This is a genomic window from Thermodesulfobacteriota bacterium, assembly GCA_040756475.1.
Classification (GTDB): domain Bacteria; phylum Desulfobacterota; class Deferrisomatia; order Deferrisomatales; family JACRMM01; genus JBFLZB01.
Genome location: JBFLZB010000013.1, coordinates 1 through 26,080, shown reverse-complemented (window position 1 = coordinate 26,080; position 26,080 = coordinate 1). Strand labels below are relative to the sequence as shown.

Annotated in this window: 13 protein-coding genes; 10 read left to right on the top strand and 3 right to left on the bottom strand. The window is 69.2% G+C overall.

All coding sequences use genetic code 11. From position 1 onward, the window contains the following. The first annotated feature begins 25 nt into the window (after positions 1-25). The 8 genes from AB1578_03405 (at position 26) to AB1578_03370 (ending at position 7,119) form a co-directional block, all read left to right on the top strand. Positions 26-1,321, top strand: a complete 1,296-nt coding sequence (locus tag AB1578_03405) for a cytochrome c3 family protein (GenBank protein MEW6486946.1) — start codon at positions 26-28, stop codon at positions 1,319-1,321. A gap of 95 nt (positions 1,322-1,416) precedes the next feature. Then, a complete protein-coding gene (locus tag AB1578_03400; GenBank protein ID MEW6486945.1) occupies positions 1,417-2,448 on the top strand; it encodes a tetratricopeptide repeat protein in 1,032 nt (343 codons plus the stop codon). Between the two features lie 3 nt (positions 2,449-2,451). Further along, positions 2,452-2,685 (top strand): hypothetical protein, encoded by a 234-nt coding sequence (locus AB1578_03395; protein MEW6486944.1) that lies wholly within the window; start codon positions 2,452-2,454, stop codon positions 2,683-2,685. Between the two features lie 76 nt (positions 2,686-2,761). Continuing rightward, positions 2,762-3,592, top strand: coding sequence for a 4Fe-4S binding protein (locus AB1578_03390; GenBank protein ID MEW6486943.1), 831 nt, complete (start codon positions 2,762-2,764; stop codon positions 3,590-3,592). 73 nt (positions 3,593-3,665) lie between these two features. Continuing rightward, positions 3,666-5,129 (top strand): ATP-binding protein, encoded by a 1,464-nt coding sequence (locus tag AB1578_03385; protein MEW6486942.1) that lies wholly within the window; start codon positions 3,666-3,668, stop codon positions 5,127-5,129. Next, a complete protein-coding gene (locus AB1578_03380; GenBank protein MEW6486941.1) occupies positions 5,126-6,160 on the top strand; it encodes an OmpA family protein in 1,035 nt (344 codons plus the stop codon). The genes AB1578_03385 and AB1578_03380 overlap by 4 nt, the downstream gene beginning before the upstream one ends. A 285-nt stretch (positions 6,161-6,445) precedes the next feature. Next, positions 6,446-6,700 carry a plasmid stabilization protein gene (locus tag AB1578_03375; GenBank protein MEW6486940.1) on the top strand — a complete coding sequence of 85 codons (255 nt, stop codon included), beginning with the start codon at positions 6,446-6,448 and terminating at the stop codon, positions 6,698-6,700. Continuing rightward, positions 6,697-7,119, top strand: coding sequence for a type II toxin-antitoxin system VapC family toxin (locus AB1578_03370; GenBank protein MEW6486939.1), 423 nt, complete (start codon positions 6,697-6,699; stop codon positions 7,117-7,119). Before AB1578_03375 ends, AB1578_03370 begins: the two co-directional genes overlap by 4 nt. 1,648 nt (positions 7,120-8,767) lie before the next feature. Here AB1578_03370 and AB1578_03365 read toward each other — a convergent pair. The 3 genes from AB1578_03365 to AB1578_03355 form a co-directional block, all read right to left on the bottom strand. Continuing rightward, positions 8,768-9,148 (bottom strand): hypothetical protein, encoded by a 381-nt coding sequence (locus tag AB1578_03365; GenBank protein MEW6486938.1) that lies wholly within the window; start codon positions 9,146-9,148, stop codon positions 8,768-8,770. A gap of 81 nt (positions 9,149-9,229) precedes the next feature. Then, the gene (locus AB1578_03360; GenBank protein MEW6486937.1) at positions 9,230-9,625 is read right to left on the bottom strand and encodes a nucleotidyltransferase domain-containing protein; all 396 of its coding nucleotides are present in this window, start codon (positions 9,623-9,625) and stop codon (positions 9,230-9,232) included. Further along, entirely contained in the window at positions 9,582-9,965 is a 384-nt protein-coding gene (locus AB1578_03355) for a HEPN domain-containing protein (GenBank protein ID MEW6486936.1), read from the bottom strand. Before AB1578_03355 ends, AB1578_03360 begins: the two co-directional genes overlap by 44 nt. 491 nt (positions 9,966-10,456) lie before the next feature. Between AB1578_03355 and AB1578_03350 the strand changes: the two genes are divergently transcribed. Together AB1578_03350 and AB1578_03345 are read left to right on the top strand one after the other, a co-directional pair. Further along, positions 10,457-11,716, top strand: coding sequence for a diaminopimelate decarboxylase (locus AB1578_03350; protein ID MEW6486935.1), 1,260 nt, complete (start codon positions 10,457-10,459; stop codon positions 11,714-11,716). 1,258 nt (positions 11,717-12,974) lie between these two features. Next, the coding region (locus AB1578_03345; protein MEW6486934.1) for an Ig-like domain-containing protein at positions 12,975-26,080 on the top strand (13,106 nt) is incomplete at its 3' end.

The following is a 26,080-nucleotide window of genomic DNA, read 5'->3' as shown; positions in this document are numbered from 1 at the left end:
GATGACGAACGCGAGCAGGATCCGAATGGGACTCGTTGCGGTCGCCCTGGCAGCGTGGGCCGGTTGGGTCGGATGGGCGGGTCCCGCCGCTGCCCAGGAAGGGTGCGTCACCAGCGAGTGTCACCCGACCTTCGGGCAGGCAGCCTACGTTCACGGCCCCATCGGCGCGGGCCAGTGCGTCGTGTGCCACCAGGAGGGCAACGCCAGGCACCCCACCCGCTCCGGGAAGGACTTCCAACTGGCCCACGGGGGTGGAAAGGAACTGTGTTATGCCTGCCACGAGCGGGTGGACGCCAATCGGGTGGTCCACAAGCCGGTGGTCACGGGTGACTGCATCGCCTGCCACGATCCCCACCAGTCCAACGCCGAGCTGATGCTCAAGAAGGAGACCACGAGCGCCCTGTGCTTCTCGTGCCACGAGAACAACAAGACAAACCGGGGGTTCGTGCACGGCCCGGTTGCCGCCGGCGACTGCAACATCTGCCACAACCCCCACTCCTCCCCGTTTCCGCATCTGGCCGAGGAGAAGGGAGCGGAGCTGTGCCTGCTGTGCCACATCGACCGCAAGGAGGAGTTCACGCGGCGGTACGTGCACAAGCCGGTGGAGGAGGAGTGCGGCACGTGCCACAACGCCCACGCCACGGACTCGGAGTTCATGCTGTACGGGGACGACAAGGACCTGTGCTACCGCTGCCATAAGGAGACCCAGAAGCTGATCGAGGAGTCGGTTGTCAAGCACACCGCGCTCAAGACGGAGAAGTGCGTCGGCTGCCATACGGCCCACTCCTCAGACTTTCCCCGGCAGCTCAAGGCCCCCACTCGCGAGATCTGCTTCACCTGCCATGCACACGCTGCGCTGGGGGCCCAGATACAGAATTCCAAGCGTCAGCACGGTCCGGTGAAGCAGAACGACTGCTACGCCTGCCACGACCCCCACGGTTCCAACTACGCGTGGGTGCTCAAGAAGGCGTTCCCGCCCGAGTTCTACATGCCCTACCGGACCGAGCACTACGCCATCTGTTTCGACTGCCACAACAAGGACATCGCGCTCAACGAGTTCACCACCAAGCTCACGGACTTCCGCAACGGCGACCACAACATGCACTTCCTCCACGTGAACAAGGACCCCAAGGGCCGCAGCTGCAAGGCCTGCCACGAGGTGCATGCCGGGGACCAGGAAAAGCACGTCCGCAAGGAGGTGCCCTTCGGCAAGAGCTGGAAGCTGCCCGTAAACTTTACGAAGACCCCCACCGGAGGCCGGTGCGTGGTGGGATGCCACAAGCCCAAGGACTACGATCGGGTCAACCCCGTGGTGTACTGATCGCGCAAGGCTCCCAGGGGCCGGCCCCGAGGGGCCGGCCCCTGGGCCAAGGGGGGGTTTCGTTTTCTTTCTTGCTTTGCCCTGGGAGGAAGGTCATGGCCACGATGCCGGGAAGCCGTCGGAGGATCGGGGCCCGCCGCTGGGCGGCGTGGACCGCGGTAGCGGGCGTGTTGGCACTGGCGGGGACGGGGCCCGGTGAGGCCCTGGCCTTCCGCAACGTCAAGGAGGGGGCCAAGGCTCCGGACTTCACGCTCTCGTCCACGGAAGGAAAGACTCTGGCGCTCAGCAGCCTCCAGGGCAAGGCCGTCGTCCTGGCCCTGGTCCGGCAGGGCCAGGACCGAAGCGCCGACGTACTGGCCGACCTCTCCCGGCTCGATCCGTCGCTGGGGGGGGAGACGGCGGTGGTGGCGGTGGTGGTGAACCCCGCCGACGGGGACGCGGCGGCGTGGGCCTCCCAGGGGGGGGCGAAGTTTCCGGTCCTGCTCGACACGTCCGCCGAGGTCTACGGCCTCTATGGAGTCGTGGTGACGCCCAGCACCGGGGTGCTCGCCCCCGACGGCACCTTTCGAGGAGAGGTGGGAAGCCACACTGCCTCCTATCGGCGTCAAGTGGAGCATCTGATCAAGGTGGCGTTGGGTCTGGCGGAGCAAGGCGAGCCCCTCGAGGAAGCCGCGTCCGGCCCGGCCAAGCCCGAGGAGCGCAAGGCGGCCGAACGGGAGCTCGAGAAGGCCCGGCTCCTCCTCCAGCGCAAGATGACCGACAAGGCCCTGGCCGCCGCGCGCCAGGCCGTGCAGTCCGACCCGTCCTACGTCGAGGCGCACGTGGTGCTCGGCAATCTCCTCCTGGAGACCTCCGAGGAGGGCGCGGGCGAGGCTCTCGGTCACTTCGAGAAGGCCCTGGAGCTCTCCCCCAAGGACGTGGATGCCCGGGCCGGGACCGCTCGGGTCAAGAGCATCCAGGGTGACCACGAGGAGGCCGCGCGGATCCTGGAAGGGGCCGCCCTGCTCAACCCCAAACCCGAGAAGCTCTACTACGAGCTGGGGCGCGTCTACGAGCGGGCCGGCCAGTTCGAGAAGGCAGTGGGCGCGTACCGCAAGGCCCTGGAGAGACTCCTGGAGGGAGGATAGGGAATGGACGAGTTCCCGCTGCACTGGGAGGAGCTCCTCGAGGTCGTCCTCGAGTGGTCGTTTGCGCCCCTGGCAATCGCGGTGCTGCTCCTGGCCACGGTGGGGGCCGGCCATTGGACCACCCGCTGGAAGCGCAGCGCATGGGTGCTGGGACTGGCGCTGTTCGGTTTCTGCGTCTACTTCGGGGTCGGGCGCCACGAATGGGGTGAAGTGCTCTTCAACGGCCAACTCCTCTGACTGAGCTGCATCGGGGTCGGGTGACCCCAGGCAGACCGTATCGGAATCGGACGCGCGGGCATCGGGCGGAGAGGCGATGAGGGTCAGGCGCTACTTCCAGCTGGGGATGACGCTGGGTGCCAACGGGTACGTGAATGGCTTCCTGGCCAAGGCCGTGTACCAGGGAAGCGGCAAGGGGTTCTGCGTTCCGATCCTCAACTGCTACGCTTGTCCCTCGGCGTTCTTCTCCTGCCCGATCGGCTCGATCCAGCACTTCATGGTCGTGCACGCGGTGCCCTACTACGCCATGGGCTACCTGGGCCTCATCGGGGCCTTCCTGGGCCGCATGCCCTGCGGCACCCTGTGTCCCTTCGGGTTCTTCCAGGAACTCCTCTACAAGGCCCGCTCCGTCAAGATCGCCATTCCCCGGTACCTGCGGTCGTTCCGGTTCGTGGTGCTCGTCGGGCTGGTGTTCCTGATCCCCTGGTTCACGGCGGAGAACTGGTTCTCCAAGCTCTGCCCCATGGGGACGCTCATCGGCGGACTGCCCTGGGTGACGATCAGCCCCGAGGTGCGCTCGATGATCCGGGATCTCTTCTGGATCAAGATCGCCATGTTGATCTTCTTCGCCGCTTCGTCGGTGGTGGCCAAGAGGCCCTTTTGCCAGACGGCCTGTCCCCTGGGGGCCATCTACAGCCTCTTCAACCGGCTGAGCCTGGTCCGGCTCCAGTGGGATGCCGCCACCTGCACCCACTGCGACAAATGCTTCGAGGTCTGCCCCATGGAGATCAAGGTCTACGAGGGGGAGAACACCGGGCACTGCATCCGCTGCCTCGACTGCACGGCCTGCGAGGCCATCCGCGTCACCACCGTGCTCTCCCGGGAACGCTCACCTTCGGCGGCTGTCCCCGAGGGCGTGGCCCCGTGATTTCCCTCTCCTTCCCTTCCTGCCCCTGACCCTGACCCCAGTGTTCTGGCGATCCCTGAGCCTGCGAATCAACGTGGCCATCGTGGCCGTGCTCGCCCTGGTGCTCGGGGGGGTGGCCCTGTTCACCAACGGGCTCCAGAATCGCCAGGCCATCGAGAACACCAAGAACCAGGCCCGCATTCTCTCCAAGACCCTCACCAACATCATCCGCATCGACATGGAGGGGCGCTGCCAGAAGGACGTGATGAAGGTGATCCGGATGATGGGTCAGTTCCAGGACATCGAGACGATCCGGATCTTCAACTCCGACGGGGTGATCATGCACTCCGGCGAGCCCGGAGAGATCGGGCGCGAGGTGGAGGAGCTCGTCTACAACGTGTTCCAGAGCCCCGACCGGTCCAAGCCGTTTCGCAGCGAGGAGGGGGGCCACCGCAGCTTCTGCATGGTCGAGGTCATGTACAACGAGCCCTCCTGCCACACCTGTCACGATCCCCAGAAGGAGATCGTGGGAGTGCTGGAGGTGTGCCTCTCCATGGCCAAGACCGAGCGCCAGATCCGCGAGAACACCCGCCTGTTCATGGCCTCCACCGTGATCATGGTGCTGCTGATCACGGGGGCCATCAGCCTGCTCGTGACCTTCATGGTGAGCCGGCCGGTGAGGTCTCTGGTGAAGACCATGGGGATCGCCGAAGGGGGGAACCTGGAGGTGCGCACCCCGGTGCACCGGGACGACGAGCTCGGGCGTCTGGGGCGGTCCTTCAACTCGATGATCTCCCGCCTCGAGGAGACGAGCCGGGAGGTGGAGCGCCTCCACCGGGAGCAGATGATGCGCGCCGAGAGGCTGGCGTCCATCGGCGAGATGGCCGCCAGCGTGGCCCACGAGATCAAGAATCCCCTGGCGGGGCTGGCGGGAGCGACCCAGATCCTGGCGGGGAGCTTCGGCGCCGGAGACTCCCGCTATCCGGTAGTCCAGGAAATGCTCAAGCTCACGGACCGGCTGGACAAGACCATTCGCGACCTCCTGAGCTTCGCGCGGGAGTCGGAGCCCGTCTGGCGCTCGGCGAACCTCAACGACGTGGTGGAGGAGACCCTCTTCTTCGTGGCTCGGGAGGAGGGAAACGGCAGCGATGGGGTGACGGTGGCCCTGGATCCGGCCATGCCCGAGATCCCCATGGATCCGCAGCAGATGCAGCAGGTGCTCTTCAACCTGGTCATCAACGCGCGGCAGGCGACGGGCGTGGGGGGGAGGGTGTCGGTGCGCACGTCGGCCGACCCGGTGGCTGCGTCGGCGGGGGCGACGCCGTGCCCCGGGTGCGTGGAGGTGTGCGTGCGCGACGACGGGCCGGGAATCCCTCCGGAAAAGCACGGCGAGATCTTCAAGCCGTTCTACACGACCAAGAATCAAGGCACGGGGCTCGGCCTGCCCATCAGCCGCAAGATCGTGGAGGCCCACGGGGGGCGCCTGCACGTGGAGAGCCGGGTGGGCGAGGGCGCGTCGTTCTACGTCTGGCTTCCCCGGGAGAGGAGCGCGACATGAAGCGAGCGGTTATGCCCGTGGCGGTGGCAATCGCCCTGGCCGGGTGCGGCGTTTCCAAGGAGATCTACCAGTCCCAGGTGGTCCAGTCCCAGGAGCTCGAGGCCCGGGCGGCCGACCTGGGAGCCCGGCTGCACGGGGAGACGGCCCGGCGGGAGGCGCTGGAAGGGGAGCTCGCGGCCCGCACGGCGGAAGCCGCGCGGCTCGCCGACGAGCTGTCCCGGGTGCGGGCCCGGGAGGCCGACGCCCAGGGCCAGCTCGGCGGGTGTCTCGAACGGGAGGCAGGACTGCGGGCCGACCTGGACCTGACCCGCAGATCCCGGACCGCCGGGGAAGCGGAGCGGGAGGCCCAGCTCCGCGCGTGGAACGACGAGCGGGATCGGCTGATGGGCCAGGTCGCGGCCCTGGGTGCGCGGGTAGAGCAGGGGGACGCCGAGATCGCCGCCCTTTCCCAGGAGAAGGAGCGCCTGGAGCGGGAAAAGCGCGAAAAGCTCGACGAGATCTCCCGAACCTACGAGGGCCTCGTGGAGGGGATGAAGGAGGAGGTGCAGCGGGGACGGGTCACCATCTCCCAGCTCCGGGGGCAGCTCAGCGTGAACCTGCTCGACGAGATCCTCTTCGACTCGGGAAGCGCGACGGTGAAGGCGGAGGGCCGAGAGGTTCTCGCCCGGGTCGGCGAGGTGCTCGCCGGGCTGGCCGACAAGGGCATCGTCATCGAGGGCCATACGGACGACGTCGGGATCAGCGGGGAGCTGGCGCGGCGCTTCCCCACCAACTGGGAGCTCTCCACCGCCCGGGCCACCAGCGTGGTGCGCTACCTGCAAGAGTCGGCCGGCATCCCTCCGGACCGGCTCTCGGCCGCGGGCTTCGGCCCCTATCGCCCGGTGGCGCCCAACGACACCGCCGAGGGGCGTGCGCGCAACCGGCGCATCGAGATCAAGCTCGTGCCCCTGGAATCTCCCCTGCTTCGGCGGCCCGAGCCCGGCACCCCGGCAGAAGCCGCCCCGGACCCTTCCCCTCCCGCCAATCCGTGAGAGCAACGGGCCGGGGGGCGACCATGAACTGCCACCTGTTCTCGGGGCGGGTTCCGGAGCCCCTGCCAATGGAAAGGGGCGTGCGCCGCGTCGCCGCAAGCGGCCCATGCTCACCAAGCCGGTGACGCCCGGCACACCGGATCTGAAACGCAAGAGGAAACGCTCGGGAAACGCAAGAGGGGACGCTCGGAAACGCAAAAGGCTCGGGCAGAAGAGCGTTCTTGCCGCTAGATAGCATTTAGGTTACAGTGCAGGCATTGACAGCACAACGCGGAGGAAGCCGACATGGCGACGGTTACCGTTCGAAACCTGCCCGACGAGGTGCATCGGGCCCTCCGCGTTCGGGCAGCAATGCACAGCCGCAGCACCGAGGCCGAGATCCGCGACATCCTCGAAGCCACCGTCCGCCCGCCGGAGCGTCTTCGCTTGGGTACGGCCTTGGCACAGTTGGGCCGGCGTGCCGGCCTGACCGATGAGGATTTCGCCGCCATCGAGCGGGCGCGCGACAAGACCCCGGCGGAACCGTCGAGGTTGGAATGATCGTCCTGGATACCAACGTCGTCTCCGAGGCGATGAAGCCACAACCGCATCCGGCCGTGCAGACCTGGCTGGACGCACAAGCAGCCGAAACCCTCTACCTGTCGAGCGTCACGCTTGCCGAACTGCTGTTCGGCATCGGCACCCTGCCGGCCGGCCGGCGAAGAGACGCCCTGGCACAGGTCCTGGAAGGCTTATTGGAGTTGTTCGAGGATCGCGTTCTTGCCTTTGACGCGGATGCAGCCCGGCACTATGCCGGACTGGCCGTAAGCGCGCGAGCGGCCGGCAAGGGACTGCCCACTCCAGACGGGTACATCGCCGCCATTGCCGCCGCCCGCGGTTTCACCGTTGCCACGCGCGATGTTGCCCCGTTTCAGGCGGCGGGCCTTGCCGTCATCAATCCGTGGGAGGCCAAGGGATGATGAGGGGCCAAATCCGGTCTCTGGTCAAGGTCTGCGTGTGTCTGGTCTGGGGGTCGGTGCGGGGAGTGCCAAGGGAAGCCTGAAAGTGACGCCAGGCACGTCCTGCACCGATGTCCCCAAAGACCGAGCCAGCGGCCCATCGGCCTTCTGGCCGCCCAGGTGCAGGGGCACCGGGATTTGCTCGGAGCCTGAGCCGATCGTTGTCGGCCCTGTGGAGCGCCCTCTGCACAGGGGGGAGAGAACCAACGCGAGGGCAACTTCCGCCTTGCGTCTCCACACCCATACCCGCCAGGTGCGCCAGCATCTCTCCAAGGGTGGAAAGCCCCGTGACCTGGGGCGCCCGGCGCAGCACGTCTCGCCGTTCCCACTGGGCCTCTCCCATTAGCGCCTTCACGAACCCTGAGCTCCGAAGAACCTTTCCGCAAGGGTACGTCCGCAAGGGTACGTACCCGGCGGGTTCACGCGATGGTCGCCCATGCCTACCGCGCGGTCCCCTTCTACCGCTCCTGGATGGATCGCAATGGGCTGGTTCCCGGGGACTTCCGCTCCGCTTCCGACCTGGCTCGACTGCCCCTCATCGACAAGAGCGTCTACCGCAGGAGCCCGGGTCAGTTTGCCGCGACGGGGCGACAGGGACATCGGGGCCTCGAGCTGCGCACGAGCGGGACCACGGGCCAGCCGGCCGGGGTGTGGCACGATCGCCGGGCTCTTCTGCTGAGCGCATCGCTCGGACCCCGGGAACAGGCGGTGATCCGGGAGATTCTCGGAGCCGACGGGTGTCGCCGAGAGGTGGTGTTCCGCCAGCCGAAATCCGCCTACTTGAAGGTTCAGGATTACTACGGACGCGAGCTCAGTCAGCCTCCGGGCCGGAACCGGCAGTTGGCCTCCACGGACCGGCCCCCGGAGGAGAGCATCGAGCTCCTGAACCGCGTCCGCCCCGGGGTCGTTTCCGCGCTGGGCAGCTACCTGGGCGGGTTGTACCGCTACGCACACCGCAACCGCACCCACCCTGTGCGAGGAATTGTCCGCTTCCCTGACGCGCCAGATCGCCGGCTGCCGCTTCCGCGTGCGTGTTGCGCCAGAGATCGCCGTGCCGCCGGAGAGCCAGTACCAGGTCTTCGTGCCCTTTCGGGCAGGCGCCCCGGGGTGACCATGGGAAGGCTCTACGGAACCTCGCTGCGGCGGATGGAGGCCCTCCACGGAGCCTTTCACTGGACGTGGCCGGTCCTGCGGCACGCGGCAAGAGCGTACCGCCGCCTCTTCCTCGGCGACACGGCCATCGTCGCCGTGATCGGCTCCGTCGGGAAGTCGACCACGGCCTGCGCCGTGCAGGCTGCGATCGGCTCCGGCCCTGCCCGTCTCGCGAGCCGGAACTCCCGCAGCTTCGTCGCCCGATCCGTCCTGCAGATCTCACCCCGCCAGCGGCGGGCGGTCCTTGAGGTCGGCATTTCCCGCCCCGGACTGATGGAGGCCTACGCCTCGATCCTTCGGCCCGACGTTGTGGTGGTCACGCCTCCATCTACTGCGGGAGTGCCAGAAGCAGGCGTCGGCCTCATGGGAGCCGGTTTTACGCCCCCCGAGCCCTGCCGGCAGATGACCGTCTTCTGCGTGAGTCGGCCCGGATCGCCGCAACCCTCCGATATCCCGGTCAGAACGGGGCCAGGCGAAGCGAGCGCAGGCAGGTCACCAGGGCCTCATCGGGATCATCGCGGGCCTGGACAAAGCGCCCGAGCACCTCCCCCGGCAACGCCTCGGGCGCCACAAGGGGCAGGAGCCTGCCGCGCAGCCGCTGCCACGTGGGGCTGTGGGGAAAGCTCTCCCGGAAATAGCCGATCCAGCGGGCCAGCGTCGCACGAGAGACCCCGAAGAGCTTCTGGAGCCGCCGAGCCGAGTACCCCTCCGTGCGCTGCTGGCCAAGGGCGGTCAACACCAGCAGCGCCACGCTCCAGTACACCTTTCGGTCCCGGAAGAGCACCGACGGCGGTAGCCGGCGCCGCCGGCACCACCCGCAACAAAGGCCCAGCCGCACCGAGACGTACTTTTCCTGGCCAGGCTCAGGGGCGGCGGCTGTTCCGGGTTCCCGGTTGAGATTCTAACAGGGAACCGGGAACTAGGAACGCCCCGAAGGGGCTGGGCACGCCCCCTCCCGAGTCCACACCCAGACCACTTCGTCTTCCAGGGTTCGGACGAAGCGCCCTGCTTCTTGCTCCATCGCCTCCCACTCGGAGCGGGTGTAGACGAGAAGGTCTGCGGGGACCGGAAGCTCTTCGGTTCGCCAGCTCAAGGCACGGCGCTCGAAGGGCGCGGTCTGTGCATCCACGATGGCCACCAGGTCGAGGTCGCTGCCCACCCCCCAATCTCCCCGGGCGTAGGAGCCGAAGTACCCGAAGCGCTGCAGGGCCGGGTGGCGTTCCACCTCGGAGGGGAGCCAGGCCTCGAGGGCGGCGACGACTGCCGCCGGCTCAGGCCACTTGAGAACGGACGAACGCAATGATCTCACCGGCATAGCGGATCGCCTCCTCGCTCTGGAGCGGCCCGTAGTGCTCGAACGGTGCCCCGGCGGAGTGCCCGTTGGCGTACCGGGTGGGAATGTAGAAGTTGTCCAGTACCTTGGCCTTGTGAACCAGGTCTTCCGGGACGTGGCAGGGTAGTTCCTTGAGGAGTCGGGCCACCACGTGCCCCCAGCCCTCTTGCCCCAGGAAGAGGTGGAGCGCCTTGACCGCCTTCTCCCCGGCCTGGTGCCCGGCGAAGCAGGCCCACTCGTCCCGGCCGTCGCGCCGAGAGGACTGCGCCTGCTCGAGGTCGCGCTCCGCCTGCCGCAACCAGTCCGTCGCCCGATTTGGCATCTGCTCCTCCTCCGCCTGCGGCGGTGTTCCCATCCGCCTGCGGCGGTGTTCCCGGTGTCGGCGGCCGGAGGCCCCTGGTACCGGTGTCGGGGGCCGGAGGCCGCAGTTACCCGGGTCGGGGGCCGTTGGCCGCTGTTCCGGGTGTCGGCGGCCGATGGCCGCTGTTCCCGGTGTCGGCCGCCTGGCGGCGGCTGTTCCGGGTTCCGGGTTGAGATTCTAACCGGGAACCGGGAACAGGGAACACCCCGAAGGGGTGCCGCCTGCGGCGGGAGTTCCCGGTGTCGGCGGCCGGAGGCCGCTGTTCCGGGTTCCGGGTTGAGATTTTAACCGGGAACCGGGAACTGGGAACCGGGCACCGGGCACGCCCCGAAGGGGCAGAACCGGGAACACCCCGAAGGGGCCAACCGGTTCCCTTTGCATCGCTTGCCGGGCTGTCTTATGCTTCGGCGCCTCCGCTCCCCCTTCCTCTTCCCCATGAGGTCGAAGCTGCCATGCCCATGTCCCCGGATTTCCAGGAGCGTGCGGCGCCCGTGCTGCGCGCCGCCGCCGAGCACTTCGGCACGCCGTTTCACCTGTACGACGAGATGGGCATCCGCCGCACGGGGGCCGAGCTGCGGCGGGCGTTTGCCGGGGTGAAGGGCTTCCAGGAGTACTACGCGGTCAAGGCGCTGCCCAACCCCGCGATACTCGCCCTGATGCGGGACATGGGCTTCGGCTTCGATTGCAGCTCGATTCCCGAGCTCCTCCTGAGCCGCCGGGTGGGGGCCCGGGGGGAGGAGCTCATGTTCACCTCGAACGACACCACCCGGGAGGAGTTCGAGGCGGCGCTGGGCGACGGGGGCTCGATCTTGAACCTCGACGACCTCACCTTCGTCCCCAAGGTGCCCCGGATGCCGGAGCTCGTGTGCTTCCGGTACAACCCGGGCCCGCGGCGAACGGGCAACAGCATCATCGGGCACCCGGAGGAGTCCAAGTACGGGGTCTCCCACGAGCAGATCGTCGACGCCTACCGGCAGGCCAGGGAGCGCGGCGCCTCGCGCTTCGGCCTCCACACCATGGTGTGCTCCAACGAGCTCCACGGCGAGTACATGGTGGACACGGTGCGCATGCTGCTCTCGGTGGCGCAGCTCGTCACCGAAGCCCTGGGCATCCGGTTCGAGTTCCTGAACATGGGCGGGGGGCTGGGCATCCCCTACCGGCCGGAGCAGCAGCCCCTGGACGTGGGGTGGCTCGGCCGGGAGATCGCGCGCCTCCTGGCGGAGTTCGAGGGCGGGCAGGGCACCGTGCCCCGGCTCTTCATGGAGAGCGGCCGCTACATGACCGGCCCCCACGGGGTGCTCGTGACCCGGGCCATCAACCACAAGCACATCTACCGGGAGTACGTGGGGGTGGACGCGTGCATGTCGTCCCTGATGCGCCCCGGGATGTACGGGGCCTATCACCACGTGACCGTGCTCGGGAAGGAGGCTGCCCCGGCGGACACGGTGGTGGACGTGGTGGGGAGCCTGTGCGAGAACAACGACAAGTTCGCGGTGCAGCGGCCGCTCCCCCGCATCGACGAGGGGGACCTGGTGCTCATCCACGACACCGGCGCCCACGGCCACGCCATGGGCTTCAACTACAACGGCCGCCTGCGCCCCAAGGAGCTCCTCCTGCGCGCCGACGGCTCGGTGGAGCTCATCCGCCGCGCCGAGACCGTGGAAGACCACTTCGCGACGCTTTGCTTCGCCCCGGACGTTCTGCGGCCTTGAGTCCGGCGCCGGCGACCGCTTGAAGGTGCGCGGCCGTTCCGGTATCTGTCCCCGCATCGATCCGCATTTCCGAGTACGCATCGAAAGAGCGGCCCGCCGCGCCTTCGCCGGCCGGCCGGGGCATCCTCGTGTTTCCGGGCTCTTCCGCCGGTGGGGGAGGCATGGGGAGCTCGACCGCCTCAGGCCGGGGCGGCAAGCACCGCAAGGCCCCTTCGATGGATTCCCGCGAGTTGCCTGCCGTACCGAGGCAAGAAGGGGCCGCACGGGAAAGAACCCCGGGGCCCGGTGGATCTCGTCCAGTATCACGAACCGGTCCAGTTGGTCGGCCAGGCAGAGCTCCGGTTCGGCGAGCTTGGCGCGGTCCTGTTCGGGCTCCGGGTCCAGATAGAGTGCCCCCCGCGCTTCTCCCAGGGCGGGGGCGAGGGTGGTCTTGCCCGACTGACTGGCGCGGGCCGAGGACCACGACGGCAGGTACCTCCGCGACGCGCTGCTCCAGGGCGGGAAAGATGCGGCGTCCGATCATGCCCGCAATCATGGAGTGTGACTCCGCGATTTGCAGGGTTCATCGCGCCGGCCTCCCCGAGTACCAGAAGCGCCTCGCCTCCTACCCCCCGGTCCGACAACCGTGCCCTCCTGGCCCGACGCGACGACTTCCTGTCGCGCACGTGAAGACGCGTCAGTCCTCGAAGACCTGCGCGATGGTCTCGGCCGCCAGGTTCCGCTCGCCCCGCCCAAGGAGGACCTGGGGGATTTTTCAGTTTCCCGCAAAATTCACTCCTTTGGGTGAAGCGGACGGCAAGTGCCCCGTGATATAGGGGCAACCTGCGGCTGAGAGGCGCGGGCGTGAGGGGGGATGGGGCACGAGGGATCCGCCCGGTGGAAAGAGGATTTCCACTTTGTCCCACGAAACGTGCCACCCCGGAGCTTCTGCAGACTCGCCGAAAGACGAAGTCCTTCGCCCGGCCTGCATCGGCGAACCTCGCGACCGGGGGCGCGGATCTTGCCTGAGCAAACGCATTTCCTGCACGCCAACCGAGGGTTGCCATGGCTCCTGATCCGTACCGTGTGGGACGTCACCCCTTCCAGCACCCGGGCCCGCCCGAGCTGTTGGGGCGCTGGTCACTCCCTTGTTGCGAGGGGCTGAGACGGCCCCGACGTGTGGTCTGGGCAGCAGGCGCGGGTTGCAGGCGCTGCAAGCGGATTCCCCGGGTTCTCCGAATCTGTTCACCGACTGGGCTAGGGCCTGGAGGAACCATATATGAGGAGGAGTGCCGTCATGGAACGCGTGCTGCGAGCTGGCCTGGCCCTGGTCCTCTGCGCATGCCTGGGGTCGGTTGCGCCCCTCGAAGCCCCGGCTTCCGTGCTTCCTCAAGTCTCAGCGGGGAGCACCCATGCCGCGGCGCTGACTGCCGACGGGGTGCTGTGGACTTGGGGGAACAACGGATCTGGCCAACTGGGAGACGGGACCGGAACATCTAGGAACTACCCACATCAGGTCGGGGAACTCGGCGACTGGCGCGCGGTGGCGGCAGGCGCAAGCCACACTGTCGCCCTGAAGGCGGACGGTACCCTGTGGGCATGGGGGCAAAACAACTACGCCCAACTGGGAGACGGGACGTTCCAGTCGAGGTACGTGCCTACCCAAATTGGTGCGGAAAGCGACTGGCAGGCGATTGCAGCTGGTTCAAGCCACACTCTGGCCCTGAAATCGGACGGCACCCTCTGGGCCTGGGGATATAACTGGTCGGGACAACTCGGGGACGGAACTACGCAAGACAGGAGTGTGCCGACGCGGATCGGGGACGATGGAGACTGGCAGGCGATTGCGGCGGGGGGCAATTACAGCCTGGCCTTGAAAGCCGATGGGAGCCTCTGGGCGTGGGGTTACAACTACTACGGTCAACTCGGGGACGGCACCACGCAGAATCGGGTTGTTCCCACCCGCGTCGGGTCCCGCACCGACTGGAAGGCTATCGCAGGCAATGGTGGCGACACCCTCGCGCTCCGCAAGGACGGAAGCCTGTGGGCCTGGGGGTCCAACTGGTACGGGCAACTGGGGGACGGCACCACCGCCCAGCGCGGCGTTCCGACCCCGGTGGGGGCCGACGCGGATTGGAAGGCGGTGACGGTCGGCGGCCGTCACGTCATCGCGTTGAAGGCCGACGGAAGCCTCTGGGGCTGGGGGGAAAACAGCACGGGCCAACTGGGGAGCGACCTCCTCGGCGAGAGGGTTGCCCCCGTGCGCCTGAGCGACGAAAACGGGTGGGTGGCGGCCGCAGCAGGCGGCACCTTCACCGTGGCGCTCAAGAATGACGGCACCGTATGGGTGTGCGGCGACAACTGGTATGGACAACTGGGCAATGGTTTGCCCATTTACAGGGACGTTCCGGGTTCCATGCGCGACGACTGGTCCCAGGTCGCAGTTGGGAAGAGCCGCTTCACGCTGGCGGTAGCCAGCGACGGAAGTCTCTGGGCCTGGGGCGAGAACGGCAGCGGCCAACTCGGCAACGGGAGCACGGTGGGATGGGCCGTTCCCGGCCGGGTGGGCGCCGACGCAGACTGGGCATCCGCCTCGGCTGGATACTCCCACGCGGTGGGTTTGAAGGCCGACGGGAGCCTCTGGGCCTGGGGAGCCAACTGGTACGGGCAGCTGGGCGACGGCACCACCACGGACCGCCGGGTACCGGCCCGCGTGGGCTCCGAGACCAACTGGGTCGCGGCGGCGGCGGGGCGTTTCCACACCGTTGCCGTGAAGGCGGACGGAAGCCTTTGGGCCTGGGGTTACAATGGCTACGGGGGGCTGGGGGACGGCACCACGCAAGACAGGCACGCTCCCACCCGCATCGGCACGGCGAGCGACTGGGCGGCGGTCGCCGCGGGTGACTCCCACACCCTGGCGTTGAAGGCGGACGGGAGCCTCTGGGGGTGGGGCGACAACTATCGAGGTCAACTGGGGGACGGGACGACCCAGGCCAAGAACGTGCCCACCCGCATCGGTGCGGATACCGATTGGGCTTCCGTGAGCACGGGCGAGTACCACAGCGTTGCGGTGAAGACCGATGGAAGCCTGTGGGCTTGGGGGTTCAACCAGTGGGGCCAACTGGGCGACGGCACCAACGACGATCGCCTCGTTCCCGTGCGCATCGGCGGCGACACGGAGTGGATCTCCGCCGCGGCCGGCTACTACCACGCCGTCGGGTTCAAGGCGGACGCCAGCCTCTGGGCGTGGGGAGGCAACTGGTACGGTCAGCTCGGCGATGGCAGCACGCAGGACACATCCCTCCCTACCCGCATCGGTTCGGATTCGGATTGGGTTTCCGCGGCGGCGGGCGAGGAGCAGTCGGCCGCCGTCCGGGAGGACGGGTCGCTGTGGGTCTGGGGCTACACCGGGGAGGGCCAGCTCCCGGTGCCAGTACTGGCGCAGGTGGTGGACCTCAACGTCGCACCGAGCGGCGGGGAGCTCCTCGCGCCGGTGCGCGTCGAGGGGCGAAGGAGCAGTGACCCGTACCAGGTGATCCTGGATTGGACGGCTTCCGTCGGCGGCGGGGGCGTGGCGGGCTATCGCATCTACCGGGACGGAGAGCTCGTGGGCACCTCTGCCGTGCCCACCTTCACCGATACCGTACCGGACTCCGAAGGCACCTACTCTTACCAGGTCGTCGCGTACGACAGCGCGGGTAACGAATCGGCCTTCAGCGGCGCGTGGGCGAAACCGGCGTCGTGGCCCTACGTGACCGCCCCCACGGGCCTCGCGGGGCACCAGGGCTCGGTGCCGCAGGAGGTGGTCCTGGCGTGGATTGCGGCCACGGGCAACGTGGCGGTGGCGGGCTACCGCATCTATCGGAACGGATTCGAGGTCGGCACCAGCAACGAGACCTCGTTTGTGGATACGGTGCCGGATTCCGAGGCGGTGTCGGAGTATCGGGTAAGTGCCTACGACGCGCAGGAGAACGAGTCGCCCCTGAGCTTGCCCTGGACGAAGCTCGAGTGGATCGCCCCCACGGCTCCCTCCAACCTGGCGGGGCGGCGCCGGGCGGACAGCCGCCAGGTGGCGCTGAGCTGGACGGCGTCCACCGACAACATCGGGGTCACCGGCTATCGCATCTACCGGGACGGCCAGGAGGTAGCGACGTCCGCAGTGGCGAGCTTCGTCGACGTGCTACCAACCGCCGACCTGGTCTGTGAGTACCGGGTGACCGCCTTCGACGCGGCGGGAAACGAATCGCCGCCCAGCAGCACCTGGGTGAAGCCCGACTGGTCGGGGCCTGCGGCCGTGCCGGCGGTGGCCGCCGGGGCCAGCCACGCCGCGGCGCTGCGGTCCGACGGGAGCCTGTGGACCTGGGGGAACAACGCCTACGGCCAGCTTGGGGATGGAACGACGCTCCACCGCAACATGGCCGCCCAGGTCAACGACGACGGGGACTGGAGCGCCGTGGCCGCCGGCACGAGCCACACGGTTGCCCTCAAGGCCGACGGCACTCTGTGGGCCTGGGGGTACAACGTCTATGGGCAACTGGGAGACGGAACCTCGGTCTCCAAGAGCATCCCCGCCAAGATCGGCACCTCCTCAGACTGGCAGCAGGTTGCCGCCGGCTCGGCGCACACCCTTGCCTTGAAGGCGGACGGGAGCCTCTGGGCGTGGGGGCGAAACTCCAATGGCCAGCTCGGGGATGGCACGACGACGACCCGCTACCTCCCCACCCGGATCGGCGAAGAGAACCAGTGGACGGCCATTGCCGCCGGTGATTCCCACTCGCTTGGCCTCCAGGCCGACGGGAGCCTTTGGGCGTGGGGCCGGAACACGGCGGGGGAGCTCGGCGACGGCACGACCCAGAACCGCAGCGTCCCCACGCGGATCGGCACCGACACCGATTGGGCGGCGGTCAGGGGAGGCGGGTATCGCACCATTGCCTTCAAGGCCGATGGAAGCCTGTGGTTGTGGGGCAACTACACGACCCTTCCGGCCCGGGTCGGCTCGGAGACCGACTGGGCAGGGGCGGCCGTGGGCCAGAACCACCAGGTGGCCCTCAAGGCGGACGGAAGCCTCTGGGCCTGGGGGACCAACGGGAACGGCCAGCTCGGGGACGGCACGACCGCGACCCGAAGTCTGCCCATCCGCATCGGTAGCGAGACGGCCTGGACGGCCGTGGCTGCGGGAGTCGCCTTCTCCGTGGCGATGCGCGCTGACGGAAGCGTGTGGGCCTGCGGCGACAACCTCTACGGCCAGCTCGGCAACGGCGTCTCGGGCATGCGGCTGGCGGCCGGGGCGCCGCTGCCCGGGGAGTGGAGGTCCGTCTCGGCGGGCTCGCACGTGTCCCTGGGCGTGCGGGAGGACGGAAGCCTGTGGGCCTGGGGGATCAACAACTACGGACAGCTCGGGGACGGAACCACGCAGAACCGGGCTGCGCCCGTCGCCGTAGGCGCGGACACCGACTGGCAGGAGGTCTCGGCCGGCACGACCCACGCTGTCGCGCGCAAGCAGGACGGCAGCTTGTGGGCCTGGGGGAGCAATTCGTACGGTCAGATCGGTGACGGAACCACCGTTCAAAGGCTTCAGCCGGTCCGGATCGGCACGAGCAGCGACTGGCAGGCCGTGTCTGCCGGTTCCGCCCACACCGTCGCCCTGAAAGCTGACGGGAGCCTGTGGGCGTGGGGAAGCAACGGCAACGGGCGGCTTGGCAACGGGACCACGGTGAGCTCCAACGTCCCCCTTCGGGTCGGTACGGATCTCGACTGGGCCTTTGCTGCGGCGGGCTCCGGCACGACCCTGGCAATGAAGACGGACGGCACCCTCTGGGCCTGGGGTCTTGGTTACAGCAGCTCCCCGGCGCAGCTCGGGGCGGACTCGGACTGGAAGGCCGTGGCCGCCGGCTCCCAGGGAGTGGCCCTGAAGGCTGACGGGAGCCTCTGGTGGTGGGGCTACGGCAGTCCCCCGGGCCGGGTCGGCTGGGATCTCGACTGGGAAGGGGTGTGGGCCGGCACCGGCACCGGCCACGTCCTGGCCCTCAAGGCCGACGGGAGCCTGTGGGCCTGGGGCAGCAACACCTACGGCCAACTCGGCGACGGCACGACCACCAACCGCAGCCTTCCCACCCGCGTCGCCGGGCCGGGCACGTGGCGGGGAGGCGCGGCGGGGGACTCCCACACCCTGGCGATCCGCTCCGACGGAGCCCTCCTCGCCTGGGGCCGGAACCTGTATGGCCAGCTCGGGGACGGCACGACGGGCATGTCCACCGTCTACGTCTCGTGGAAGACCCCCTCGACCCCCCGCGACCAGGGACCGTGGGCCACCTCCCCGCCGCTCGTCTGGACCTGGGACCCCATCGAGGGCGCCGACGCGTACTTCATCGAGATCCTCACCCTGGCCGGGGTGGTCTTCGGCGGGCCCGTGGGGAGCGAGCCGACCTTTGCCCTCGCCGAGGTAGCGGACGCCACGCAGTACTTCGCCCGCGTGCGCGGGAGCGTGGACGGCGGCACCACCTGGGGCGGCTGGTCCGGACTGAGCTCCGGCATCCGCACCGACTTCGTGCCGCCCCAGATCGGCGTGCTCACCGCCGAGCAAGTGGGGACGAGCGCCCTTCGGTTCCGGGCGCAGCCGTCGGACGTGGGCTCGGGTGTGGCCGACACCGTCGTCCAGATCGGCACCGATCCCGGTTTTTTTGGTGGTCTCGTCGTCGAGGCCTGGGCGGGGCCGCTGGGGGTGTACGAGTTCGCCGAACCCCTCCCCGATACCCTCTACTACGCGAGGATGGCGGCGGTCGATGAGGCCGGCAACTCCTCCGGCTACTCCAATACCGTCGCGGTGGTCCTGGACCTCACGCCCGAGGTGAGCTTTGCGGCTTCTCCCTTGACCGGCGAGGCCCCCCTCACGGTCGCTTTCGAGAACCAGACCAGCGGGCCGGCCACGGGCTACACCTGGGCCTTCGGGGATGGCCAGACCTCCACCGAGGATAACCCGGTCCACACCTACGCGCGGGGCGGCGAGTACAGCGTCAGTCTCACCGCGGCGTGGGCGGGGGGCACCGTTCGGGAGGCGAGGAACCGGTACATCCGCGTGACCGACACCACGGGCCCCGCGGTAACAGACCTTCGGGCCGACGGCACGCCCCTGGCCGACGGCCGCGTGTTCCGCCAAACCGCCACCATTGCCCTCACCGCCACCGACCCCGCAGGCGTGAGCCGGGTGGAGCTCCACGTCGCCGGGGTTCTCCGGGGCACCGCCACGAGCTCCTCGGCCGCCTACACCCTCAACTGGGACATTGCGGCCGAGACCGACGGCATCCACGCCCTCTCGATTCTGGCCCACGACACGTTCGGAAACGTGACGCGGCTCGACTACTCCGTCGAGGTCGCCCTGGGTCCTCCCCCCGCCCCGGTCATCACCTCCCCGGCAGACGGCAGCCGCACCAACAAGCTCACCGCCACCGTTGCCGGCACCGCCGCGCGGCACGCCGAGGTCCTCCTCCACCGGGACGGCGTGCCCCTGGGGGTCGCCACCACGGCGGATCACCGGGGCTCGTTCAGCGCCCTCGTCGGTCTGGTGGACGGCGAAAACCGCCTCCAGGCCGCCGCCCGCAACCGGGGTGGCACGAGCGCCCTGAGCCAGCAGGTCCGCGTCGTCGTGGACCGGAGCATCCCCCGGGCGCCAGTCCACCTGGCGGCCCAGGCCGCTGCCTCGGGAACCGTAGGGCTCTCGTGGATGGCCCCCGGCGAGCCCGAGCTGGCCGGGTACGCCGTCTACCGGAGCACCGCCCCCATCGCCGCCCCCGACCCGGTTCTGCGGGTGGGAACGGCCGGCGCGGGCGCCACCTCCTGGCAGAACCTGCCGCCTGCCGAGGGGGTCCGGTACTACTACCGCATCGCCACGGTCAGCGGGGCCGGCACCGAGAGCGACCTCTCCAACGAGGCCTCGGCCGTGACCGACGCCACGGCCCCCCGGGCCCTTTCCATCGAGTACACCCCCGCCGGCCGGAGCGACCCGGCCACGGGGCGGGTCGCCGCGGGGCTCGTCAACGTGCGGGTCGCCGTGAGCGAGCCCCTGCTCACCACCCCCTTCCTCAGCATCGCCCCGGCGGGGGGCGGCCCCATCGCCGTCACCCTGCAGAAGGAAGCGTCTCTCCTCTACTCCGGTGCCTTCGCCATCTCTGCGGGCACCCCCTCCGGCACCGCCTTGGCCGTCTTCTCGGCCCGCGACCTGGCGGGCAACCAGGGCACCGAGGTCGACGCCGGGGGCTCCCTCGCCATCGACACCCAGGGGCCCTCGGTCACGGGGCTCGAGCTCCTGCCGGTGCCGCCCCTTCGCAACGACGGGGCCCCGCCGGCGGTGACCGCGACCTTCACCCTGGACGAAGCCCCGGCGGCTTCCCCGGAGCTCTCGTACCGCCTCTCGGAACGGGAGCCCGTGGCGCTCTCGGGGGTCACCCAAGTCCCGGGACCGCTCGGTCCCGGCCGCGTGTGGCAGGCGAGCTTCACCCTTCCCGCCGACGCGGGCCTCCCCCACCCGGAGAGCCTCAAGCTCCATTTCCGGGCCGAAGACGACCTGGGCAACGAAGGCCGCGAGATTCAAGCGCCCAACCGGTTCCAGGTATACGCCGGGGAGCTGCCGCCGCTTGACGCCCCCTTGGGCCTGGTGGGAACCGCCCTTCCCGGGGGCCGGGTGAGGCTCGCCTGGGAGGCGGTGGCAGGGGCCGCAGACTACCAGCTTTACCGGCGCGGACCCGCCGAGAGCGAGCTCGCCCCCCTGGTCCGAAGCGCGGGAGGCACGGAGCACCAGGACGAGCCTGCAGAAGACGGCACCTACGCCTATGCTGTCGCCGCGGTGCGGATCGCCAACGGCCAGGAAACCACCGGAGCGCCCGGCCCGGCTGTTGAAGTCACGGCCGACCGGGTGGCCCCCGAGGCCCCCGAGGCCCTTTCCCTGGTCCTCCTGGGGTCGGGGGTCAGGGCGGAGTGGCTCCCCTCCGGATCGGAAGAACCCGTCACCTACGCCCTGTACCGCGCCGAGGCGGAGCTCGCCTCGACCGAGGGACTCACCCCGGTAGTGGCCCGGGTCTCCGGCCTGGCCGCCACCGACCCGGCGCCTTCCCCCACTTCCCACTACTACGCCGTTACCTCCGTGGACGCCGCGGGGAACGAATCCGCCCCCTCTCCTTCCGAGTACCTGAACTTCCAGCTCCTGCCCGTGGCGTCCCTCGAGGTGCGCCAGGAAGACACCGGGGTGCCGGTGGTGAGCTGGACCCACCCCGCCGCCGACGTCATCGGCTACAACCTCTACGTGGGCCCCGAAGGGCACGAGCAGCGCGTCAACGAGGCCCCCCTCACCGCCGCTTCCTATGCCGACAACGGGTACGCGCCGGGGCCCGAAGAGCCCGAGCGGCGCTACGCCGTAACGGCCCTCGACGGCGTCGCGGAGAGCCTGGCGCGCAGCGTCGTCCTGCCGTTCGTGCAGGCCGACGTCTCCCCCTCGGCCCGCCTGCTCCGGGGGGTCATGAACCGCCTGGAGTACCAGGTGGAAAACCGCTCTTCCTCGCGGGTCGAGCGCGCCCGCCTGCGGGTCGAGGTCGAGGGCCGGCCGCACGCCTCGGCCGAGTTCGCCCTGGAGCCCGGAGCGGCGCTTGCGGTGCCGGTCGCCGTGGGCGGCGATCCCGCCCTCCCCGCCGCGGCGAGCCTGCGCACCATCGTGGAGATCGCACCCAACCCTGGCGAAACGGTCTCCATCGCGAAGACCGGCACCATCGAGGTGGGGAGCGGGATGCTGGCTCTCGAGCTCCGCAGCGACGAGCTCGTCCGCGGAGGCAGCGCCGCCGTCGGCTTCGTCCTGACCAACACCGGCAGCGAAGCGCTCGACCTCGTCCTCGCCCGGGGCGCCGCGGGGGGAGAGGTGCGCCTTGCGCTCTTGGACCTCGACGGCAACGTCCTCTCGGAGGCGCCGTTCCGGCAGGCCGCGGGCGAAGGCGTCACGACGCTTCCCGGGGGCACCGCGATCGCCCGGCTGCCCGCCGGCGCGACCTTGACCTCCGCCGCGGCCTCGCTCCCCATCCCGGAAGCCGCGCCCAGCCGGGTGACCATCCGGCTCTCCCTGCAGACCCTTTACCACAGGTACGGCGAGCCCGGCGCCCTGAGCATTCCGGGGCCAAGTTTCGACCGGGAGGGCACCCTCGTAGACACTTCCTACTACGGCGAGGTGACCGAGGTGACCCCCGAGAGCTCCACCGGCGAAGACGGCGTCACCATCCGGGGGCGCGCCCTGGCCCGAGCTACGGGCCTCCCCTTGCCTAACGCCCTCCTCAGCGTCGTCGTCTCCGTCGACGGGTTCGAGCGAAGCGCCCAGGTCCTCACCGGCCCCGAGGGGGGCTTCACCCACCTCTTTCGGCCTTCGGCGGGCGAGTCCGGCGCCTACACCGTGTGTGCCCTGCACCCCGAGCTCACGGGCCGGCCGGTGCAGGGCCGCTTCACCATCCACCGGGTCGCCCTGAACCGCCCGGAGCTCACGTTGAGCATTCCGCGCAACTACCCGCAAGCCGTCGACCTGCTCACGGCCACCGCGGGCAAGGCCACCACGGCCCGCAACGTGCGCCTGGCCTACGAAGCCGCAGATCAGGCCCAGCCCGGCGGAGCCTTCCCTCCCGGCGTCTCCGTCGAGCTCGGAGAGGCGGTGGCCGTCATCGGCCCCGGGCAGGTCGCGGCGCTTCCCTTCGCGCTCTCGGGCGACAACACGGCCCCCGCCTCGGGTGCCGTGGTCTTGCGGCTTGTGAGCGACGAAGGCGCCTGGGGCACGGTAACGGTCCACTACCGGTTCGTCGCGGCCACGCCCCTGCTGGCCGTGAGCCCCCCGGTGCTCCAGGCAGGAGTCGTGCGCGGCGGCGTCGCCACCGAGACCCTCACCCTGGCCAACCACGGCGTCGCCGGCCTCGAAGGCGTGCGGCTCGAGCTCCAGCCGGCGCCGGGCACGCCCCCTTCGGCGGCCGACTGGGTGCTCCTGAATGCCGCTTCCGAACAGGGGACCATGGTCCCCGGGGAGACGCGGGCGGTCAGCGTCACGTTGCGTCCCGGCGACGCCGTGGCCGACGGCCAGTACGCCTACCGGCTCACCGTCACGGCGTCGAACCACCCGGCGGTTGCCGCCGAGGTCTACGCCTTCGTCGTTGCCGACGGCGTCGGCGGGGTCGTCTTCAAGGTCGAAAACCTCTTCACCGCCACCCCGGGCCCCGACGGCAACCCCATCCCCGGGGTCGCCGGTGCGAGGGTCAAGCTCGAGCACGAAGTGGACCCGGCGCTGGGGGGCACCCTCGTCACGGATGGCCGCGGCGAGGTGTTCTTCACCGGGCTGCGCGCCGGCACCTACCGGTACCGGGTGAGCGCCGACAAGCACGAAGACGCCGTGGGGACCCTGCGCATCCGGCCGGGGGTCACCGGCGCCGAGCTCGTCTTCCTCGAGTACAAGGCCGTGACCGTCGAGTGGGAGGTCGTCTCCACGACCTTCCAGGACCGCTACGAGATCGTCACCCGGGCCACCTACGAGACCGAGGTGCCGGCGCCGGTGGTCGTAATCGAGCCCGCCGTGCTGCTCCTTCCCCAGCGGGCCGGGGAAGTGCGCACCGGGGAGCTCGTCTTCACCAACGGCGGCTTGATCCGTGCCGAGACCGTGCGGTTCGACTTCGCGGGCGAGGACGACTTCTACCGCTACGAGCTCCTGGCGCCCGTTCCTTCGGCCCTCGAGGCCCAGCAGTCCTACACCGTCCCCTACAAGATCACCTGCCTGCGAGATCCCCCCAACGCCGGCGGCGCCGGGGCGTGCACTTCGTCGACGTGCCCCCAGTACAGCCGCTGCCCCGAGTACTGGTACCGGTACATGTGCGCCAACGGCACGGTGCGGGAAGGAGTTCGCAGGCTTTGCGGCGGGGCGGGAGGCTGCAGTGGGCCCCACTGCGCCTCGGCCCAACCGGTCACCTGCCAGATCGTCAAGCAGTGGTGGTGCGAGGTGTGGGACCAGTGCTGCATCGCCGAGGGCCGCCGCCGGGTCCGCAGCGCCGTGGATCTTCGCACGGGCGAGTACACCGACGAGGTCACGGACCTCGCCGTCCAGGCGCCGGGCACCCAGCTCAGGGTCTCCCGGAGCTACTACGACAACGCCTGGCACTTCGACCACGAGGGCCAAGACCTGATCCTTCCGCTCTCCGCGGGCGACACCATCACCCGGGGGGGCGTGCCCTATCGGCAAGTGGGGGCCGGCGTCTACACCTACCAGGACGGCCGCACCCTGCGCGCCACCGCGCAGGGCTACCGCTGGGAGGACGCGGGCGGGAGCTGGAGCGAGTACGACGCCGCGGGCCGGCTGCACTCCTACGGAAACCGAAACGGCGTCCTGGTCACCCTGGCCCGCGACGAAGAGACCGGCCGCATCCTCGCCGCCGCGGACAGGGACGGCAGGGAGGTCCTCACCTACGAGTACGACGCCGACGGGAAGCTGTGGCGGGTGAGCGGCGCCGCCGGGCGGCAGGTGGAGTACCGGTACGCGGGCGGCAGGCTCACCCGGGTCCTGGGCCTCGAAGGCCGCGAGGCCACCTACGCCTACGACGCCGAAGGCCGCCTGGCTTTCAAGGACGAAGGCGGGGGCAAGACCACGGCCATCGCCTACGACGCCCTGGGCTATGTCACCCGCATCACCACCGAGACCGGAGCCGCTACCTACTTCGAGTGGGCGAGCGACCGGGCCAAGGGCGAGACCTACACCAAGGTCACCCTCCCGAGCGGCCGGGTGGAAGAAACCTGGTTCAACCGCTTCGGCCAGAAGATCCGCTTCGACTTGAACGGCCGCACCATCGAGCGCGTGGTGACCGACGGGAGAAACCGCATCACCTACGACGCCGCCGGAAACGCCACCTACGAAGAGAGAGACGAGTGGGGAAACGTCACCAAGGTCGTCTACCCCGACGGCGCCACGGTGACCTACGAGTACCAGCCGGGCACCGCCAACATGACCCGGACGACCAACGAGCTCGGCGTCGTCACCGAGTACCTGTACGACGCCAAGGGCAACGTGACCCGCCTCGTCGAGGCGGTGGGAACCCCCGTGGAGCGCACCACCGAGTACACCTACCACCCCGACGGCCGCCGGCACACCGAGCGGCGCCTCGGAGACGCCGTCACCGAGGAGGCTCTGACCACGTGGGAGTATGACGACGCAAACGGGCTGGAGATCGTGACGGATCCCGAAGGCTACGTCACGACGCTGAACAAGGACGAGGCGGGGAACCTGATCCGCCGCGAAGACGCCCGGGGCGCCGTCTGGACCTATGAGTACGACGGCAACCGGCGCCCCCTCCGCATGACCGATCCACTAGGCAATGCAGTCTCCAGCGAATACGACGAGCGGGGGAAGAAGGTCGGAGACGTGGACTCCGAGGGGAAGATCACGACGTACGAGTATGACACGGACGGCCGACTTGTGGCAGTCACCGATCCTTCGGGTGGGAAGACTAGCAGGGCCTACGACCCTTCTGGAAACGTCATCCGGGTCACCGACCCGGAGGGAAGAGCGCTTTGGAGCGAGTACGATACCGCAGGACGCCTGATTCGCACCGTCCATGGAGACGGGACCGCAGTCGCGGTCGAGTATGCGGATCCTGCCAGCACCCGACCCACGTCCACCGTCTTTCCGACGTACGTCGTGGAGTACGAGTACGACAAGATGGGGCGCACCGTAGCGGAGCGGGCGATCGGGACAGGGCTGGAAGAGCAGATGGTCCGCCGCGAGTACGACAGGGCAGGTAGTCTCATTTCCCAAACGGACGAGGAGGGTCGAACAACCCGCTACCACTATGACGAGCTCAACCGGCTCGTGCGATTCGTCGACGCCGCCGGCCACGAGGTCTCCTTTGCCTACGACGCCCGGGACAACTGCATCGCCCTGACCGACGCCAACGGACACACCACGTGGTTCGAGTACGACCGCAACGACCGGCTCGTCAGAAGGGAGCAGCCCCTGGGGCAGGAGACCCGGTACGCGTACGATGCGGAGGGCCAACTCATCGAGCGGACCGACGCCAGGGGACAGCGGATGGTGGCGGAGTACGACTTGGCAGGCCGGTTGGCAGCGATCCGGCACTATGCCTTGGGAGAGGATGTCGTACCCGTGCAAGAAGCCTCGTTCACATACGACCGGGCTGGCAACTTGACCACCTACAGCGATGGCACGACCTCAGGGGAGTACACCTACGACGACTCCTACCGGAAGATCTCGGAGGTTATTCACCACGGGGCCTTCGAGGCACGAAGCGAGTACACCTACTATCGAAACGGCCTCCGAAAGACGTACACGGCCCCCGGCGGCCGCACCTACCAATACACCTATGATGAGAACAA

Coding starts and splice junctions, on each gene's coding strand:
- AB1578_03405 (MEW6486946.1), top strand. CDS start 26: ATGGGACTCGTTGCGGTCGCCCTGGCAGCGTGGGCCGGTTGGGTCGGA.
- AB1578_03400 (MEW6486945.1), top strand. CDS start 1,417: ATGGCCACGATGCCGGGAAGCCGTCGGAGGATCGGGGCCCGCCGCTGG.
- AB1578_03395 (MEW6486944.1), top strand. CDS start 2,452: ATGGACGAGTTCCCGCTGCACTGGGAGGAGCTCCTCGAGGTCGTCCTC.
- AB1578_03390 (MEW6486943.1), top strand. CDS start 2,762: ATGAGGGTCAGGCGCTACTTCCAGCTGGGGATGACGCTGGGTGCCAAC.
- AB1578_03380 (MEW6486941.1), top strand. CDS start 5,126: ATGAAGCGAGCGGTTATGCCCGTGGCGGTGGCAATCGCCCTGGCCGGG.
- AB1578_03375 (MEW6486940.1), top strand. CDS start 6,446: ATGGCGACGGTTACCGTTCGAAACCTGCCCGACGAGGTGCATCGGGCC.
- AB1578_03370 (MEW6486939.1), top strand. CDS start 6,697: ATGATCGTCCTGGATACCAACGTCGTCTCCGAGGCGATGAAGCCACAA.
- AB1578_03360 (MEW6486937.1), bottom strand. CDS start 9,625: ATGCCGGTGAGATCATTGCGTTCGTCCGTTCTCAAGTGGCCTGAGCCG.
- AB1578_03355 (MEW6486936.1), bottom strand. CDS start 9,965: ATGCCAAATCGGGCGACGGACTGGTTGCGGCAGGCGGAGCGCGACCTC.
- AB1578_03350 (MEW6486935.1), top strand. CDS start 10,457: ATGCCCATGTCCCCGGATTTCCAGGAGCGTGCGGCGCCCGTGCTGCGC.